General features: G+C 39.6%; 18 protein-coding genes and 1 tRNA gene. 15 read left to right on the forward strand and 4 right to left on the reverse strand.

What is annotated here, in order from left to right; all coding sequences use genetic code 11:
- Positions 1–185: 185 nt before the first annotated feature.
- Both QGN23_RS05845 and QGN23_RS05850 read right to left on the reverse strand, forming a co-directional pair.
- On the reverse strand, positions 186–1,118 hold the full coding sequence (locus tag QGN23_RS05845; RefSeq protein ID WP_282906060.1) for a hypothetical protein: 933 nt from the start codon (positions 1,116–1,118) through the stop codon (positions 186–188).
- 224 nt (positions 1,119–1,342) lie between these two features.
- The gene (locus QGN23_RS05850; protein WP_282906061.1) at positions 1,343–1,480 is read right to left on the reverse strand and encodes a tyrosine-type recombinase/integrase; all 138 of its coding nucleotides are present in this window, start codon (positions 1,478–1,480) and stop codon (positions 1,343–1,345) included.
- 485 nt (positions 1,481–1,965) lie between these two features.
- Here QGN23_RS05850 and QGN23_RS05855 point away from each other — a divergent pair, with 485 nt between their 5' ends.
- Together QGN23_RS05855 and QGN23_RS05860 are read left to right on the forward strand one after the other, a co-directional pair.
- Positions 1,966–2,103, forward strand: a complete 138-nt coding sequence (locus QGN23_RS05855; protein ID WP_282906062.1) for a hypothetical protein — start codon at positions 1,966–1,968, stop codon at positions 2,101–2,103.
- Positions 2,104–2,208: 105 nt separating this feature from the next.
- Positions 2,209–2,433: a hypothetical protein gene (locus QGN23_RS05860; protein ID WP_282906063.1), complete on the forward strand. Its 225-nt coding sequence runs from the start codon at positions 2,209–2,211 to the stop codon at positions 2,431–2,433.
- A 20-nt stretch (positions 2,434–2,453) separates the two neighbouring features.
- On the opposite strand, the gene QGN23_RS05865 is transcribed toward QGN23_RS05860, so the two are convergent.
- Positions 2,454–2,527 (reverse strand) — tRNA-Ile (locus QGN23_RS05865).
- A 344-nt stretch (positions 2,528–2,871) separates the two neighbouring features.
- Positions 2,872–3,270, reverse strand: a complete 399-nt coding sequence (mce, locus tag QGN23_RS05870; protein WP_282906064.1) for a methylmalonyl-CoA epimerase — start codon at positions 3,268–3,270, stop codon at positions 2,872–2,874.
- Between the two features lie 285 nt (positions 3,271–3,555).
- Here mce and rbfA point away from each other — a divergent pair, with 285 nt between their 5' ends.
- From rbfA to QGN23_RS05935, 13 genes are all read left to right on the forward strand, one after another.
- Complete coding sequence (rbfA, locus tag QGN23_RS05875) at positions 3,556–3,918, forward strand: 30S ribosome-binding factor RbfA (RefSeq protein WP_282906065.1); 363 nt, start codon at positions 3,556–3,558, stop codon at positions 3,916–3,918.
- A 24-nt stretch (positions 3,919–3,942) separates the two neighbouring features.
- Positions 3,943–5,154, forward strand: a complete 1,212-nt coding sequence (locus tag QGN23_RS05880; RefSeq protein WP_282906066.1) for an ABC transporter permease — start codon at positions 3,943–3,945, stop codon at positions 5,152–5,154.
- A 47-nt stretch (positions 5,155–5,201) separates the two neighbouring features.
- Positions 5,202–5,624 carry a T9SS type A sorting domain-containing protein gene (locus QGN23_RS05885; protein ID WP_282906067.1) on the forward strand — a complete coding sequence of 141 codons (423 nt, stop codon included), beginning with the start codon at positions 5,202–5,204 and terminating at the stop codon, positions 5,622–5,624.
- A gap of 309 nt (positions 5,625–5,933) precedes the next feature.
- Positions 5,934–6,734, forward strand: a complete 801-nt coding sequence (locus QGN23_RS05890) for a hypothetical protein (protein WP_282906068.1) — start codon at positions 5,934–5,936, stop codon at positions 6,732–6,734.
- 123 nt (positions 6,735–6,857) lie between these two features.
- Complete coding sequence (locus tag QGN23_RS05895; protein ID WP_282906069.1) at positions 6,858–7,622, forward strand: hypothetical protein; 765 nt, start codon at positions 6,858–6,860, stop codon at positions 7,620–7,622.
- 12 nt (positions 7,623–7,634) lie between these two features.
- Complete coding sequence (locus QGN23_RS05900; RefSeq protein WP_282906070.1) at positions 7,635–9,089, forward strand: MFS transporter; 1,455 nt, start codon at positions 7,635–7,637, stop codon at positions 9,087–9,089.
- A gap of 18 nt (positions 9,090–9,107) precedes the next feature.
- Entirely contained in the window at positions 9,108–10,577 is a 1,470-nt protein-coding gene (locus QGN23_RS05905) for an MFS transporter (RefSeq protein WP_282906071.1), read from the forward strand.
- A 44-nt stretch (positions 10,578–10,621) separates the two neighbouring features.
- Positions 10,622–11,785 carry a M20 aminoacylase family protein gene (locus QGN23_RS05910; RefSeq protein ID WP_282906072.1) on the forward strand — a complete coding sequence of 388 codons (1,164 nt, stop codon included), beginning with the start codon at positions 10,622–10,624 and terminating at the stop codon, positions 11,783–11,785.
- Between the two features lie 227 nt (positions 11,786–12,012).
- Entirely contained in the window at positions 12,013–12,891 is an 879-nt protein-coding gene (locus QGN23_RS05915; RefSeq protein ID WP_282906073.1) for a restriction endonuclease, read from the forward strand.
- Positions 12,892–12,895: 4 nt separating this feature from the next.
- Complete coding sequence (locus tag QGN23_RS05920; RefSeq protein ID WP_282906074.1) at positions 12,896–14,272, forward strand: MBL fold metallo-hydrolase RNA specificity domain-containing protein; 1,377 nt, start codon at positions 12,896–12,898, stop codon at positions 14,270–14,272.
- A 23-nt stretch (positions 14,273–14,295) separates the two neighbouring features.
- Complete coding sequence (locus tag QGN23_RS05925) at positions 14,296–14,835, forward strand: ATP-binding protein (RefSeq protein WP_282906075.1); 540 nt, start codon at positions 14,296–14,298, stop codon at positions 14,833–14,835.
- Positions 14,836–14,912: 77 nt separating this feature from the next.
- Positions 14,913–15,647 carry a shikimate dehydrogenase family protein gene (locus QGN23_RS05930; protein WP_282906076.1) on the forward strand — a complete coding sequence of 245 codons (735 nt, stop codon included), beginning with the start codon at positions 14,913–14,915 and terminating at the stop codon, positions 15,645–15,647.
- A 66-nt stretch (positions 15,648–15,713) separates the two neighbouring features.
- Positions 15,714–17,702, forward strand: a complete 1,989-nt coding sequence (locus tag QGN23_RS05935) for a DUF349 domain-containing protein (protein ID WP_282906077.1) — start codon at positions 15,714–15,716, stop codon at positions 17,700–17,702.
- The last annotated feature ends 4 nt before the right edge of the window (positions 17,703–17,706 follow it).

The following is a 17,706-nucleotide window of genomic DNA, read 5'->3' on the forward strand; positions in this document are numbered from 1 at the left end:
AGCAGTCCTTCTAAAAAACTGCTTTGTATATCTAAATTCTAAAAACGATAACTCCATAAGGTTACCAACATGCTGCTGAAAAGCTACCAGAGGGAGCCTGTCCAGAGCGAAGTCGAAGGATTCAACGGGCTTTCATTTCTTGTCTTTCAGACAAAACGAAGCTTAGTTATTGTGTATAGTCATTTTTATGATTCTGTTATTATCTTTTTTTTCAAACTCTCCAAATCATCTAATTTTTGCTGACTTGTTTTAAGGAAATTTTCCAAACGTTCCATTAACTTTTCAATGTTGCTGGAACCCATATTGACTCTTGTTCCTTCCCAATATTGGTGAATATGATATAATTCTTTTCGGAAATTAAGGTAATATGATTGAAGGTTTTCAATATCTTGAGAATCAAAGCTATCAAACTCTAAATTAAAAATTTGAGAAATAGTGTTATCCATGTAGCCAAAATCTAAGAAAGTAAAAAACAATTTAGGTTTTTGAATGCACTCTTCCTTATCTGTTAATTCTGCCTTAAACTTTCCTATCACGTAAACCAAATGGAAATGTAATTGGTTAATAATTTTTAAAAGTATTTTGGATTGCTTTTCTTTCTCCTTTACCTGATTGTAATGCTTTAAATTTAAAAAATCTGATACGGGATTATCTGATTGATTTATATTTGCTAATAGTGAATCAATTTGTTTGTGAAGATTTTTTTCGAACTCAGCAAAAAACTTGTCATAATCATGGCTTTTATCTGAATAGCTATATGAGAAACAGTAGTATGATCTTAAGTCAGAAGGCAGTGCATTGAAATCTTGTGTAATAATAATTGTTCCTAATCTCAAAGAATGGCGAATGCCTAATTCATAATAAACATTAGGTTTTTGTCCAGTTAAATCGACAATTGCAATTTCAGAATTATAAATGTCATTTATTATTCCTTTAATAAAGTTTCCTTGAATAGTTTTTGAACGTTCACATACAATTTTTTCGTCTTTATAACTTTCAACGGCTTTTTTAATCCACTCAGTAAATATATAAGTCCATTCATCTGATTTAATGACTTGTGTCTTTCCATCAACTGAATGACTAGTTTCTGAAAACGGCATTATAACAAAACATTTCATTTTAAATTTATTTTTTGATGCGATATTCCATTATGATTATGCACAACTCATTTATATGTATGACAAAATCATATAAAGCCACCCCGATTTGGGTGTATTAGTATGATTATAGTGATACATTACTGCATCGCTAAAATAGGAAAAATATTTTATAAATCATCAAACGGACTTTTTATCTGCTGCAGATTTTTGGTGCTGCCATGCGTATAGATTTATTCAAAATTCTATTTTTTTTTAAAGGTTTTCATGAACCGAGCATGCTCGGTTTCTGTAGTTCTGCTGCTGCTATGTCCTAATAGCTTCTGGATATACCGCAAATCGGTTCCACTCTCCAGTAAATGAGTATCATAACTGTGCTGCATGCAAGGTCACGGACTTTTTGATGTTGGCTTTTTGTATGGCCTGCTTTAGTACGCCCTGAAGACTTTTTGCAGAATAAATACTCCCCCGTTCCTTTCATACCTAAAGATAATAAAATTTCCTGTACAGAACTTTGTTTTCACCAGAACCAAACTTTACCCACGCTCGCACCAGCTAAGGGAAACGAAGGAAATGACAGAAGAACGATAACCGAAATTTCAGCTGCAAAATATGCCGTTGTGCAGTTCTTTCAAGATTATTATTTATATTTGTACAGTGATAAAACAATGTATGATCTGTATCATTATTTCCGGACGGCCACGTTCCACTCTCCAAGTGCGCTACTCCATAGCGAGTCCATAGCAACTCCATAGCCACACCAGTAATTTTATAGTCAAGCCGTTAACCTACAGTATACTATTTTAAGATTTAGGCACACTGTAAGGTGAAGAATCCCTATCTATATCTTAAGCTAATAACCAAGATTATGGCAAGAATTTCAAAAAACGGTATTCTGAGCGAAGCTTTCGGAAACCTGGTTTTCGTGAACAGCGAATCCCAAAATTACGTACGCTCCAAGCCTTCGCGCCTTAAACAGAACCCAAAAACAACAGCAGCTGCCTAGGCATTCGGTATTGCAAGTGCACAGGACAAACTGCTCCGCAAGGCACTCATGCATCAGTTCATACTGATGACCGACAGCCGCTATGCCGCCCGACACCGCGCAAGAATGAACAAAGCCCTCATGGTACAGGCACAACAAAATCCTGTAAATACAGCCCTGAACCCCGGGCTGCCGGAATCGCTGACCGGTTTCGACTTTAATGCGCTCTGCCCGTGGGAAAAAATCACCCGCTTTTATCCCAAATTCAAGGAATTGGATACCCATGAGCTCGAATGCCAACTCCCAGCACTGAAAACCGGACATAATAAAAAAGCACCTACATCGCTGTAAGTGCTTTATTTCCAATGTTGTGGCCCCACCTGGGCTCGAACCAGGGACTTGCTGATTATGAGTCAGCTACTCTAACCAGCTGAGTTATAGGGCCTAACTTTATTTCAAAGAAATAGAAGTCTCAATTGGGACTGCAAAAATAGCGTTTTTTTTAAAAAATCAAAATTTATTTGAGGTTTTTCCTGATAAAGTTTTGATAAATGCAGTTTGAAGATTTTTTTATATCTGGCAGTACTCATCATGGAAATTTTTAATCCCGTCGTGAACAAGACAAAGATTTCATTTACAAACACGCAGTTTTTCTCACTATTTAAGACGCAAAGGCTTTACACTTAGCACAGGCGCAGACTTTTGCAATCTTTTGATAAGCTTTAATGAAATCGGTTTAAAAAATTCCCCATTCACTCTATTTGGCTCTTTTTACTTTTTACTTGCTCTTTAAGGCTTCTCCTGACACAATTCTATTAAAATACCATTGGTGGATTTCGGATGAAGGAAAACGATGAGTTTATTGTCGGCACCGTCTTTCGGTTCTTCGGAAATGAAGATGAATCCTGCCGTTTTTAAGCGTGCGATTTCCGTATAAATATTTTCTACGCCAAAAGCAATATGGTGAATTCCTTCGCCGCGTTTATCGAGGAACTTGGCAATGGCACTATCGGCATTGGTCGCTTCCAGAAGTTCGATTTTGCTTTCACCCACTTCGTAGAAAGAAGTGGTAACGCCTTCCCTTTCCACGGCTTCCTGTTTATAGTTTTCTTTGCCTAATAATTTAGCAAATAATTCGTTCGATGTTCCTAAGGATTTTACGGCAATACCGAGATGTTCTATTTTCATAAATGTTGGATGATGGGTGTTGGGTGTTGGATGATGGATGAGATCAAAAAAATTAAATTGGAATAAATAAATGATTTAATTAAAGCGTTCTATTCTTATTTTATAACGGACTTTTATTTTTAATGCAGTTTGTCAGAGAACGAAGTGTATTTTTAAAGCTGTTTTTGCCAGATTTAAAACAAACCGAACGGGATCTGGCCTTTATTTTCGTTGCCTTTATTATGGTTAAAAAAATCTCGCCCGGGGACGGGAAAATAATTCAAACAAAAGTAGTAAATTTGCGCCATGAACGAAAGCAACAGACAAAGAAAAGTCGCCCAAATTATACAGGAAGATTTAGCGGAAAATTTCCGTAAACAAGCCTCAGAAAGCAAACAGTCATTTTTAATCTCCGTTTCTGATGTAAAAGTAACGGCCGATTTGAGTATTGCAAAAGTTTACCTGAGCATTTTTCCGCCAGAGTTCCGTAAAGATATTATGAAGGAAATTTTGGTCAACAAAGCAACTTACCGAAACTTCCTCGGGAAGCAAATGGGCAAACAGGTCCGGATTATTCCGGAACTGAATTTCTACCTGGACACCACTTTAGATGACGTAGAAAAAATTGAAAAAGAATTGAGAGGCGAAGGTGATAATCCAATCCTTTAATCTGTTATAAATCGTTATTTTCTTTTGAAAAACACTTCATTTTATATCGCTACCCGCTATCTTCTGGCAAAAAAAGGAAGTACGGCCGTCACTTTTATTACGTGGCTGGCTGCAGTGGCGATGATGGTTGCAGTGGCCGCGATGTTTATCATCATCTCCGTTTTCTCGGGTTTAGAGGAACTCAACCAGGATTTAATTGCGAATGTGCACGCCGATATTACCATTAAAAGCAATACAGGAAAAGTGCTGCCCAATATCGACAATGCAACGAAAATCATCGGACAAAATAAAAGCATTGCCCATTTCTCAAAAGTGATTGAAGAGAAGGCTTATATCCGTTTTCGCGAAAATGGGGATATCGCCAATTTGCGTGGGGTGGATTCGGCCTATATTTTTGTAAACCCCATTAATCAAAATATTTTCTACGGTAACTATCCGAGTTTTAAATATTCAAACGAGGTGTTGATGGAAAACAAACTCAACAACCGCCTGACGATTCCCGTTGGTGAAGCTGCCGATTATGCCACGATTCTGATGCCCAAGCCGGGGACGGGAATGATCAGTAAAGAAGAAGATATTTTCACCAAAAGAGAAATTATAGTTTCGGGTATTTTTCCCGGAAATGATCAGCTTGACAATACCATTATTTCACCGATTGAACTTGCGAGGGAACTTTTGAACTTGCCGAAAAACTCCGCCTATCAGATCGTTATTAAACTAAAGGACGCTGATAAAGCAGATGAGGTTAAAGAACAGCTTTCGAAATTACTCGGAACGGACTATGACCTGAAAACCAAGAAAGAAGAAAATGCGGCTTTCTGGAAGATGATCAACACTGAAAAACTCTTTATCTATTTGATTTTCGCTCTGGTTATTTTCATTACCACTTTCAATTTGGCAGGAGCGATTATTATTTTACAATTAGATAAAAAAGAACAGGCGAAATCGCTTATTTCTTTGGGAATGAATTTCAAATCGCTGCGAAACATCTATTTCTATACTGGACTTTTAATTGTCTTTTTCGGGATTATTTGCGGATTGATTTTGGGAACTGCGATCTGTTATATACAGATCAATACCGGTTTCTTTAAAGCAGGCGCGAATACCGATTTGGCTTTTCCGGTTCGAATTAACACCCTAAACTATTTCATCGTCAGCGCCACTGCCGGAATCTTTGGACTCATGATTGCATGGCTTTTCTCGAAGGTGAACAAAAGGCATTTTAAAACCAGTTAAAACAGCATTAAAAACCGATGTCCCATCATTTTTTTGTATTTTTAAAAATGAAATTCGATGTTGACACTGGAAAAACCATTCCATACAGCGCTACAAAAACGACAACTACCATTACAGGAATTAACATTTCCGGGAATATCGAAATCAGTTTAGTAAATTCAAATTCCAACAGAATTGCAATTGATGATATGAAATGGACTTGCTATTCAGACTTAGCTACCAATGAGAATACAGTTTTTAAATCTAATTTTACAATTTATCCAAATCCCGTAAAAAATGGAGAATTGAATATCAGTGGTAAAGATTTAACAAATATTCCAACCGCTCAGATTTTTGATTACAGTGGAAAATTAGTGCAAACGATTTCTCAACCTTTCAAAAACTCAGGTAAAATTACTTTGAAAAACTTGCCAAAAGGTATTTACATTTTGAAAGCAGGAAACAGCACTGCGAAATTTATTATTGAATAATTTCAGAACTCCTGTTTTAAATAAAGACCGGTTTTTAACCCCATTATGGTCGGAAGATTTTTCTTCCGGCCTTTTTATTTGCAAGAATGCAGACCCAAAAAATAGCAGCCATTTATTCTTTTTATAACAGGCGTTTTCTCGGTTTCTCCCCCTCCTAAAACAGATTGATTTCATAGCACTATTTTTTTATTTTAAACCATGAGATTTCTCATACTCAGCAACTTATGAGAAATCTCATAAGATATTATTATTACCAAAACTGAATTTCATTTTACCTTTGTGGTAGTTTTAAAAAAGACCTTTTCAGCAATGAAGTTAAACATCTTAATCCTTTTTTCAATTCTGTTTTTAAGTATAAATGTGACTGCACAGGAATCCGTGAACACCAAACTCGACAAAGATTCAGTCATCGCCAGCCAAACTACGGTGGAATTCCACTCAAGAATAGAAAGTATGCACCGCTGGCGTGGAAATGCATCCTCTGACCGCCCGACAATTACCGGAACTTTAAAAGTTAATCTCGACAAAAACAAAAAATGGCAGGCCGGAATTTGGGGCGCAAGTGCAATTGCCGACGAAACCTCGGGAGTTCACTATAAAGAAATTGATTACTTCGTGGTTTATCAGCCCAATGCCAGGTTTTCTGTGGGAATCTGGGATCAGTTCCCGATGAAAAACCAGGTAAATCCGAATATTTTCGATTATGGAAACTCTTCTACCAAACATTATATCGACCTTGAAATGATTTATTACTTCGGCGATCAGTTTCCGCTCCGTTTACAAACAGATATTGCGTTGTACGGAAACGACTTTCAAACTGATGAATTCGGCAATAAAACACGGTTGTATTCCACTTACATTGAAGGGCTTTACCGTTTAATTAACACTCCGAAAATGCGCTTCGGGCCTTTTGTCGGTGTTGGAATGTCTTTTAAAGGGAACACCATGGAATATGGTGACGGCAAAGGAAATTTCGATGTGGTAAATGTTGGCGTCATGGCAGTAAGAAAGGTAAAGGTTTCGAACTGGCAGTTTCCGGTAACCGGCGTAGTTTTCTGGAATCCTTCGCAAAAAATCGCACGTTTTCAGATCAGTGCAAATCTGTTTTAAGAAATATTTAATACCATAAAACTCACATGCTGCCAAAAAATCCGTAATTTCATATAGAATTTTCTTTCAGGAAAATTTCAGACGGATCAGGGCAGAGTGAGCTTTCATTAATAATTTATTCAAATGAAAAAGTTACTCCTTTTGATATTGGCGGTCTTCGTCAGTGGTTTCTGTTTTGCTCAGCAGACAGAATCCGATACGATAAGAACAACTGAAACCGTGGGCAATCCCATGAAAATAAGTTTAAGCGCAACCTACGTTACGCAGCACTATTGGCGTGGAATTGGGCGCGGAAAACTCTTCGGTGATGCACCTTCTTTTGAACCTCAGCTGACTTTCGTAAAAAACAGATGGACTTTCGGGGTTTCCGCCGGCGCTTCTTTCGACAATATTTACAAAACCGTGCTGCCTTTCGTTATTTACAGCGTAACACCGGAATTTTCGGTAGCGGTACAGGACATTTATTCTCCCGGAACCAATTTCTGGAATTCGAAACCCTTTGATTATAATATAGCCACTTCCAAACATTTTGTGGATTATTACATGATTTACCGTTTTAAGAAATTTCCTTTACAGCTCAAATGGACAAGCATCGTTCTGGGTAAAGATGCCAATGCAGACGGCAAAAGAAATTTTTCTACGTATGCGGAGGTTTCTTCAGGATTTAAAATCAACAGATGGCAGGTCGACGGATATGTTGGCGCTACGCCATGGAAAGGGCTTTACGCCCAAAAAGCCGGCATCAACAATCTTGAAGCGAAGATTCAATATAATTTCGTTATTCATAAAAATGTGCCGTTCCCGGTTTTTGTGAAACTCGCCCACAACCCTATTTCAAATATGTCACACATTGTGGGTGGCTGCACCGTGAATTTAACGTTAAAATAAACAGCTCCGGGTATGAAAAACACGCTGATCAACCAAGGCAACGACAGAATTCTTACAGGATTTATTCTTGCTGTTCTCACGTTTTGGCTTTTTGCCAATTCGATGATGAATATTGGTCCTATCATGAGCAAAGAGTTGGGCGTAGCTGCCAACACGATCAACATCGCGGTATCGCTCGCTGCCTTGTTTGCGGGTATATTTATTGTGGTTTTGGGAGGTCTGGCAGATAGTATTGGACGTGCAAAAATCCTCAGATTAGGACTTTATTTAAGTGTGGTCGGTTCACTGTTCATTGCGCTGATTCCTTCCGGAAAATTTGCTGAACCGCTTTTATTAACCGGCCGTGCCTTACAGGGGCTTTCTGCGGCCTGCATCATGCCGACGAGTTTAGGTTTGCTGAAGATTCTTTGGGAAGGCTCTGCACAGCAGCGCGCCATCAGCTTCTGGAGTATGGGAACATTCGGTGGTTCCGGACTTTCTGCGCTTTTTGCAGGAATTGTTGCTACGAATTTGGGCTGGAGATGGATTTTTGTATTCTCTGTCATCGTGGCCGTGATTGCCTTATATCTGCTAAAAAACCTTCCGGAAAGCAAAAAAGAATCTTCCGGAAAATACAGACCCGACTGGGCCGGAATCCTTATTTTTCTGGTTTCAATGATTTGTCTTGAACTTTTCATTACCAAAGGCGCCACTTTCGGTTGGTTAAGTGTCACTTCAATACTTCTGATTTTAGGGGCGATGATCACTTTCATCATTTTCTACTATTATGAAAAGCGGTCTTCAAACCACTTTTTCGATTTGAGTTTATTTAAAAATAAAGTGTTTTCCGGAGCCATCATCTGTAATTTTTTGATGAATGCTGCGGCGGGAATCGTCATTGTGGCTTTAACTTTAATGCAGACTGCTGCCAATTACAGCGCACAGAAAGCAGGTTTGCTGACATTAGGATATGCCGTTTCGGTCATCCTTTTTATCAGAACCGGCGAACGTTTAATGCGTAAAATCGGAGCAAGAAAACCGATGGTTTGGGGTTCGCTCATTGTGGCTTTGGCAACCATTCTTTTGATGCAGACCCACGTGATGGTAGGAACGTACAGAATCCTGGCCCTTGTTGCCTTCACCTTATTCGGAACAGGATTGGCGTTTTTTGCCACTCCGGCGACTACAGCGGCGCTTTCGAATCTGCCCGCCGAACAGTCCGGAGCAGGAGCCGGAATTTTCAAAATGGCTTCATCGCTCGGTGCAGGGTTCGGCATTGCAATTTCAGCAGGAATTTTCACTGCCGTTTCGAAATCTACTGATGCACTGGAATGGTTCCCCAATATATTTTCAGGAAGACAGGACAATATCAACTTCCGGCTGGCGGCCATTCTGGCACTGACTTCGGTTCTGCTGTTTGCACTTCTTTCAGCAGTTGTAGCCGGTTTTAAAATTCCGAAAGACGGAGGAAAAATAATCAATAAATAATAATTTAAAAACAATAGTATGCAAAATTCAACAGTACAGCAAGCTTACAAAGGTAACGACCGTTTGCTTTATGGAATTATCTTAGGGGTTTTGGCCTTCTGGTTATTCGCACAAACTACCCTTAACATTAACGTAGGAATGGCGAAAGACCTTGGAATGGAGCAAAACATGATGAATATCGCGGTATCAATCACCTCCTTATTTTCCGGTATCTTCATTGTCGTTTTAGGAGGTTTGGCCGACAGAATCGGCCGTGTGAAAATGATACAGATCGGTTTCATTTTCAGTATTATCGGTTCCGCGATGGTGGCTTTAACACCGAGCGGAGCGCTGGCAACTCCTGTTTTAATGACAGGCAGAATCTTTCAGGGACTTTCAGGCGCCGCGCTGATGCCTGCAAGTTTAGCTTTGGTAAAAGCATATTGGGACGGTGCCGCAAGACAGCGGGCAGTAAGTTTATGGTCTATCGGTTCCTGGGGAGGCTCCGGTTTCTGTGCACTTTTCGGCGGTTTGGTAGCATCCAATCTGGGTTGGAGATACATTTTCTGGGCTACCGTGGTGATCTCTATTATCGGTTTCCTGATGGTAAAAGGAACACCCGAAAGTAAAGGCGAGACCAAAGGGGATTATAAATTTGACCTTGCCGGTGTGATTACTTTTATGCTTTCCATCATCGGATTGCAGATCTTCCTGAGTAAAGGAAGTTCTTTTGGATGGACCAGTGGAATTTCATTGGGTTTATTTGCAGCGTTCGCTGTTTTTGGTTTCATTTTCTATAAACTTGAATCTAAAAACATCAGTGCATTTGTGGATTTCAAACTTTTCAAAAATTCTACTTACACCGGTGCAACCATCTCCAATTTTCTTTTGAATGCCACTGCCGGCATCCTGATTGTTTCACTTTCATTAGTTCAGTTAGGCGCCGGATTAACTTCACAGGAATCTGGGTTGCTAACATTAGGTTACGCCATCGCAATTGTCGCGTTTATCAGGGTGGGTGAAAAACTTCTTCAAAGGTTTGGAGCCAGAAAACCCATGATTTGGGGTTGTCTAATCGTGGGTGTTTCCATTATTTTACTGATGCAAACACAGTTGATGACAGAAACTTATAAAATTTTGGCAGTGGTATCTTACACGCTCTTTGGATTAGGATTGGCCTTTTATGCAACGCCTTCTACGGATGCAGCTTTATCCAATCTTCCCGAAGATCAAGCCGGGGCAGGCTCCGGAATCTATAAAATGGCATCTTCATTAGGAGTTGCATTGGGAGTAGCGATTTCCGCTGCAATTTTCACGGCTTTAAGCGGAAGCAACGATTCTATTAAATGGATGGACGGACTGCTCACTTTTGTGGGAAGACAGGATAATCTCGCTATAAGACAGGGAGCAATGATTGCATTGGGAGTGAATTTAATTATGGTTGTTTTGGCCATCATTTCTATTGTACTTACCGTTCCAAAACACAGCAAAGAGCCACTATTAAAATAAAAATGTTGTTAGGTAGAATAATTAATATTTAAAAATCTATTAAAATGAGCACAGAAGTTTTAGAAAAAATTAAATCAGGACAGGAAACCTTGACTTCCTGGATGAACCACATGCATGAAACGCCTGAACTGGCGATGACAGAAACGAATACCTCCAAATTTATTGCAGACCGACTCCGCGAAATCGGCGGTTGGGAAATTGTAGAAGGAGTGGGTAAAACCGGTATCGTAGCCACCATGAAAGTGGGCGACGGCAACAAATCAATCGGTTTACGCGCAGACTTCGACGCACTGCCGATTCAGGAAGACAATTCGTTGCCTTATAAAAGTACCATTCCCGGAAAAGCCCACCTTTGCGGGCACGACGGTCATACAACGATGCTTTTGGGTGCTGCAAAATATTTGTCAGAAACCAAAAATTTCAACGGAACCGTGCGGCTCTTCTTCCAGCCTGGCGAAGAAACCATGGAAGGTGCTCCTGCAATGATTGCAGACGGTCTTTTTGAAAAATTCCCTGTGGATTCTGTTTACGGAATGCATAATATGCCCGGATTGGAATTGGGTAAATTTTACTTTAACACCGGGAAATTTATGGCGGCAGTGGACAACTGGGAAATTGAGATTACGGGAAAAGGAAGTCACGGTTCTATGCCGGAATTGGGCATTGACCCAATCGTTTGCGGCTCTGCTTTGGTCATGGCATTACAAACTATCGTGTCAAGAAATCTTTCGCCGTGGCACAATTCTGTGGTGAATGTCGGGTCGTTTCAGTCTGGACTTGCAGGAAATGCAGTCCCACAAAATGCAATCCTGCGTTTAAGCATCCGAAATATGGATCCTGACGACAGAAAAATGGTTCTGGATAAAGTGAGAAAAATCACCAAAGCACAGGCCGACTCTTTTAACTGCAAAGTGGAGATCCGGGAAGGAATTCCTGGAACAGTGCTCGTCAATTCTGAGGAAGAAACGCATTGGGCAGCGAATGTAGCGAAGGAAACTTTTGGTTCAGATCGTGTGTTTACCAATGCTAAGCCGTATATGGGAAGTGAAGACTTTGCCTTTATGCTCGAGAAAGAGAAAGGAAATTACTGTATGGTAGGAAACGGCGATACTTTTATGGTTCACCACCCTCAATATGTCTTCAACCAGGAATTATTACCTGTCGGAGCGAGATATTGGGTAGCGTTGGTAGAAAACTATCTGAAATAAATTCAGGATTTTTTTCAGAGAATCACTTTAAAAAAGTTGCAATGGCCGGAATGTTTTTTCCGGCCATTTTTGTAATCCCTTAGTGATTCCGATGTACCGATTTTTTCGTAAATTAGTATCACGAAAACACTATTCATTTGATATTGAACAGTTTGAAATCCAACACCTGCTTAGTTTATGCAGCGTAAACTCACCATTTAACAATTATTTCGGGAAAAGTTACCATCATGAAGAATAAAGCTGAACGCATCCTCATCACCAAATCTTCAGGACAGAAAGTGCCATTCAATGTCGGGAAACTAAAAAAATCCCTGTTAAGAGCCGGCGCCAGTGATTTTGAGGCGGAGGAAGTGATTAATGAAGTAATCTCGCTGCTGGTTGAAGGCATGTCGACGGGCAAAATCCATAAAGTTGCCTTCCGTTTACTAAAAAATGTTTCCCGTCCGGTCGCCGCGAGGTATAAACTAAAACAGGGACTGCTGGAATTGGGTCCTTCCGGATTTCCATTCGAACGGTATGTCGCTGAACTTTTACAGGTGCAGGAATACAAAACCCAGGTTGGAGTTTTTCTTCAGGGACATTGCGTTACCCATGAAGTGGATATCACTGCCGAAAAAGAAGACCATCACATCATGATTGAATGTAAATTTCATAACCGACCCGGTTATGTATGCGACATCAAAATACCACTGTATATCCATTCAAGATTTCGCGATGTGGCCACTTCAAAGAATATTGCAACGGGTCAGCCTGAAAAATTTGATCAGGGATGGGTCATCACCAATACGCGCTTTTCGGAAGATGCCGCACAGTACGCAAAATGTATGGGAATGCAGCTGGTCGGCTGGGATTACCCAAAAAATAACGCGCTGAAAGACTGGATAGACCGTTCCGGGCTTCACCCTGTTACCTCATTAACCTCACTCACCCAAAAAGAAAAACAACAGTTGCTGGACGATAAAATCGTGCTGTGCAAAAGCATCGTGAACAACCGCGAACTTCTTGAACATATTGGAGTGAGACCTCCACGTCTTCAAAAAGTGCAGGCCGAATGCACCGCATTGTGTGAACCATTTCCCATGACAGTCAACTCCATTAAAACGTAAAATCATGAGCGCAATCAAAATCAAATTTCTGGGAGCAGCAGGTACTGTCACCGGTTCCAAACACTTAATTTCCGCATACGGAAAAAATATCCTTATTGACTGCGGACTGTTTCAGGGACTTAAAGAACTGCGGTTGCTGAACTGGGAACCGCTGGCGTTTCCAGCTGATCAAATCGATCTGGTTCTGCTTACCCACGGGCACTTAGATCATACCGGCTATTTGCCCCGATTGGTAAAAGCAGGATTTTCCGGTGATATTATTGGTACTTCACCAACGCTACAAATCACCGAAATCATTTTAAAAGACAGCGCCAAAATTCAAGAAGAAGATACGGTGAGAGCAAACAAATTCAGATATTCCAAGCACCATCCTGCCCTGCCTTTATATAACCTTGATGATGTAGAAAAAACTTTGCCTTTATTCAAATCAAAACCTTTAAATGACTGGCAAAGCATTAACGAAAATATCCGCTACCGCTTCAGGTACAACGGTCATATCATTGGTGCGACGTTTATCGAGATGGAAATCGGGGACAAAACTTTAGTATTCTCGGGTGATATTGGAAGGGAAATCGATCCTTTACTGTTTCCGCCGGAAAAGCCGGAAAAAGCCGACGTGCTTTTCATTGAAGCCACTTACGGTGACCGCCTTCATCCTGAGATTCCTGTTATTGATGCTTTACAGAAAATCATCAACCGCTGTACTGAGAGAAACGGAACCATCATCATCCCAAGTTTTTCAGTGGAGCGCACCCAACTCCTCATGTACCTTTTCTGGCAGCTGAAGAAAAGCGGAAAAATGGCAAAAATCCCGATTTACATGGACAGTCCGATGAGCCGGAATGTGCTGGAAGTTTTCCATCAGAACAGAGATTGGCACAAGCTTTCTCCAGAAGAATATTACGGGATGTGTGATGAGATCTCATTTATCGGTACCATTAATGAAACCCTTGCTTTGGCAAAAGATTCCCGTCCGAAAATCATTATCGCCGGAAGCGGCATGGCAGCAGGCGGAAGGGTCCTCACCTATTTTGCAAAATATCTGGGGGATGCAAGCGCTACCATTATGCTGGCGGGCTTTCAGGCAGAAGGAACAAGAGGCCGGGCTTTACTCGAAGGCGCAAAAGAAGTGAAACTTTATGGGAAATATTTTACCGTAAGGGCAGCGATCGAGAATATCGAAGGACTCTCCGGTCACGCCGACCAAAATGGTTTAATTGGCTGGATGAACAAACTCACCACCAAACCCGAAAAGATTTTCATCGTTCATGCAGAAAAAGAGGGAGCGGAAGGGCTGCAGCAGCAAATTAAAAAAGTCTATGATTGGGATGCCGAAATCCCAGCTTTGAATGATCATGCTGAAATCACTGTCATTCCATAAAGTTAAAAATTTAATTCCTATAAATGGAAAATAGAAAAATCCAGACGAACTGGAATGTCATTACCGGCGGACCGTGCACCGGCAAAACAACAGTGGTGGATCTCCTTGCAAAAAGGGGCTACAGAACGACCATTGAGTTTGCCCGTCATTATATTGATATGCAGGAAATAAAGGGACGGACCGTGGAGGAAATAAGGAAGAATAAAAAAGAATTTCAGTTAAACGTCCTGAAAATGCAGATTGCAAAAGAATCAAGCCTGGACCCTCATGAACAGGTCTTTCTGGACCGGGCTTTACCCGATGCGATGGCGTACTATCAATTTTTAGGTTTGAAGTATGATGACATTCTCATTGAGGAATGCCATAAATATGCATATCACAAAATTTTCATTTTAGACCGGCTCCCTTTAACCAATGATTATGCGCGGCTTGAAGATGAATCGGAACAGTTGCGGATCCATCACCTTATCATCAGCGTGTACGAAAGTTTACACTTTCCACTGGTTCATGTACCGGTTTTACCGCCGGAAGAACGCGTGGATTTTATTTTGAAAAATATTTAATTACCAGAAGTGACTGATAAAAAAAGAAATCCTCTAAAAAGATCCGTTTTTAGCTGGTCTTTTTTTAATTTTGAAGAATGGAACAAAAAAAATTGGGACTCATCGGAAAAAATATTTCCTACTCTTTTTCTAAAAATTATTTTGAAAATAAATTCAAAAAACTATTTCTTACCAATCATACGTACGACATTTTCGATTTAAATGACATTGGCGACGTTGACCAAGTTTTCAATGATGCACATCTATACGGTCTCAATGTGACCATTCCTTTTAAAGAAAAAATAATTCCTTATCTGGATGAATTAAGTGATGAAGCTGAAAAAATCGGTGCCGTAAATACGGTTCTTATAAAAGACAATATTAAAAAAGGATTTAATACCGACGCTTTTGGTTTCGAGAAGACACTTTTACTTCACAAAAAAGACCATCACCGTTCATCATTAATTCTAGGCAATGGCGGTGCTGCGAAAGCTATACAATATATTTTGGAAAAGCATGGAATCCCTTATCAAACGGTGACCAGAAAAGGAGATTTAAATTTCGAGAATCTTAGTGAAGAAATCGTTAGGGAAAATCCGTTAATCATTCAATGTACCCCGGTTGGAACTTTCCCCAATGTGAAAGATTGTCTTGAATTCCCTTTTGCCGGCTTAACTTCCGGTCATTTAATTATCGACCTGATTTACAATCCGGAATATACCACTTTTATAAAAAAATCCGCTGAAAATGGCGCAAAAACAGTGAATGGGTTTTATATGCTTGAACAACAAGCAGAAAAAGCATGGGAAATTTGGAATGTTCAAAAAAAATAAGTTAATTTAGTGCACTGTTTATCGTTGAAAATAAACTGACCAAAAAAACTTAATAAAAAGACTGCTATGATTACAGAAGATTCACTTTCTGAAAACCACGAGAAAGAACCAATTAACAAAGAGGTTTCAAACGAACAAACAGCTGAAAACCCAGCAGCAACAGTTACTGAAACCCCTTCAGACAATCCTGTAGATGCAGTTGTAGAAGAACAGGAAGAAACCCAAAAAGTACAGGAAGCTCCTGCAGAAATTCAGCCAACCATCGAGGAAAAAGAATCTTCTGAAAAACCAGACGCCGTTAAAGAAGCAGAGACCAAATCATTTGCCACTGAAAAACCGGAGGAAAACGAAGAGGAAGAACATCATGAAGAGCAAGCGGAAGATTTATCCTACTTATCTTTATCTGAAATTCTGTCCTTAATGGAAGCCCTCATTAACAAAGAAGATGCCGGTGCGCATTTTAGAAAATTCAATCAACTGAAAGAACTGGCGAATCATTTGATCCACAATCAAACCGAAGATTTAAAAAGTGAATTCGTTGCCGCAGGAAATCCTATAGAACTTTTCAGTCATCAACATCCATCCCAAGCCAAACTTTCGGGCTTGCTGAATATCTATCGGGAAAAAAACGCTGAATACCACAAAAAACAAGAAGAAAGTCACCATATAAACTTAGAGCACCGTCAGGGGATTATCGAAAATCTGAAAAACCTCTATACCAATACCGAAGCAGGAACCAATCTTTTCAAAGCCATCCGCGAAATAAAAGAAGAATGGAAAAATGCCGGTCAGGTGGCAAAATCCGAATTCAAATTACTGAATAACAATTACTTCCATCATCTGAATCAGTTCTATCAAATGCTTGATATGAACAAAGAATATATGGAGCAGGAATTTGCACACAATTTAGAAAAAAGACAGCACATCATTGAAAGAGCCAAAGAATTACAGCAGGAACCTTCTGTGCAAAAAGCGCTGAATGAGTTGCAGTATCTTCATAAACTCTGGAAAGAAGAAGCAGAACCTGTTGCCGAAGAATTCAGAGAAAAAACATGGGACGAATTCAAAGAAATCTCGAACAAAATCCATGACAGGAAATCTGAACTGACCGAGCAAATCGAAAAAGAACAAAACGATAACCTGGTTCGCAAGAATGAAATTATCGGAGAGATTAAAAAAATGGCGGAAGCCACAAAAGAAATCAATCATAATTATTGGCAAAACTCCATTAAAAAAGTGGAAGCTTTGCGCACCGAATTCTTAAGATTAGGAAATGTCCCAAGAAAAGTTTCGAATCAAAACTGGAACGACTTTAAAGAACATTTAAGAAACTTTAATGTTAAGAAAAATGAATTTTACAAAGGTTTAAAAAATTCTCAGCAAACAAACCTTGACGAAAAACTGAAATTAATTGCCACCGCAAAAGACAATATGCTGTCTGAAGAATGGGAAGTCGTTGTTCCTTTATTTAAAAAATTACAGGAAGACTGGAAAAAAATCGGCCACGTACCACGAAGCATGACCAACAAAGTTTGGGACGATTTCCGGGAAGCATGCAATACTTTCTTTAATAATTTCAGAGAAAAAAACAATACAGCCAACGATAACTGGAAAGAAAACTTCAAAAGTAAAAAACTGCTTTTGGATGAATTAAAAGAAATCGGCAACGAAGAAGGAAGCGTAGAAAAAATAGAGCAGATTAAATCAAAATGGAATAATATCGGAAAAGTTCCAAGAGAGAAAATCACCATCAATACCGAGTTCAACAAAGTGCTTCGCGACAAACTGAAACTGAACAAAATTCACGAGTATGATTTGAAAGAAGAAGGACTTTCTGAAAACCAAGTGACCGATAAAGCCAGAAAAATCAAAAATCAAATTGCTGATTTAGAAGCGGAAATCGTGAAAATGGAAAACAATGTTGGATTCTTCAGTAATTCATCCAGAGAAAACCCTTTACTAAAAGAAACTTACCAGAAAATTGACGACAAAAAAGAACAGCTCGAGAGCATGAAACAAAGCTTGCACAGTATTCTGATCGGCGAAAATCAATAAAAAA

Origin of the sequence: Chryseobacterium gotjawalense, assembly GCF_030012525.1 — a bacterium.
Lineage (GTDB): Bacteria > Bacteroidota > Bacteroidia > Flavobacteriales > Weeksellaceae > Kaistella > Kaistella gotjawalense.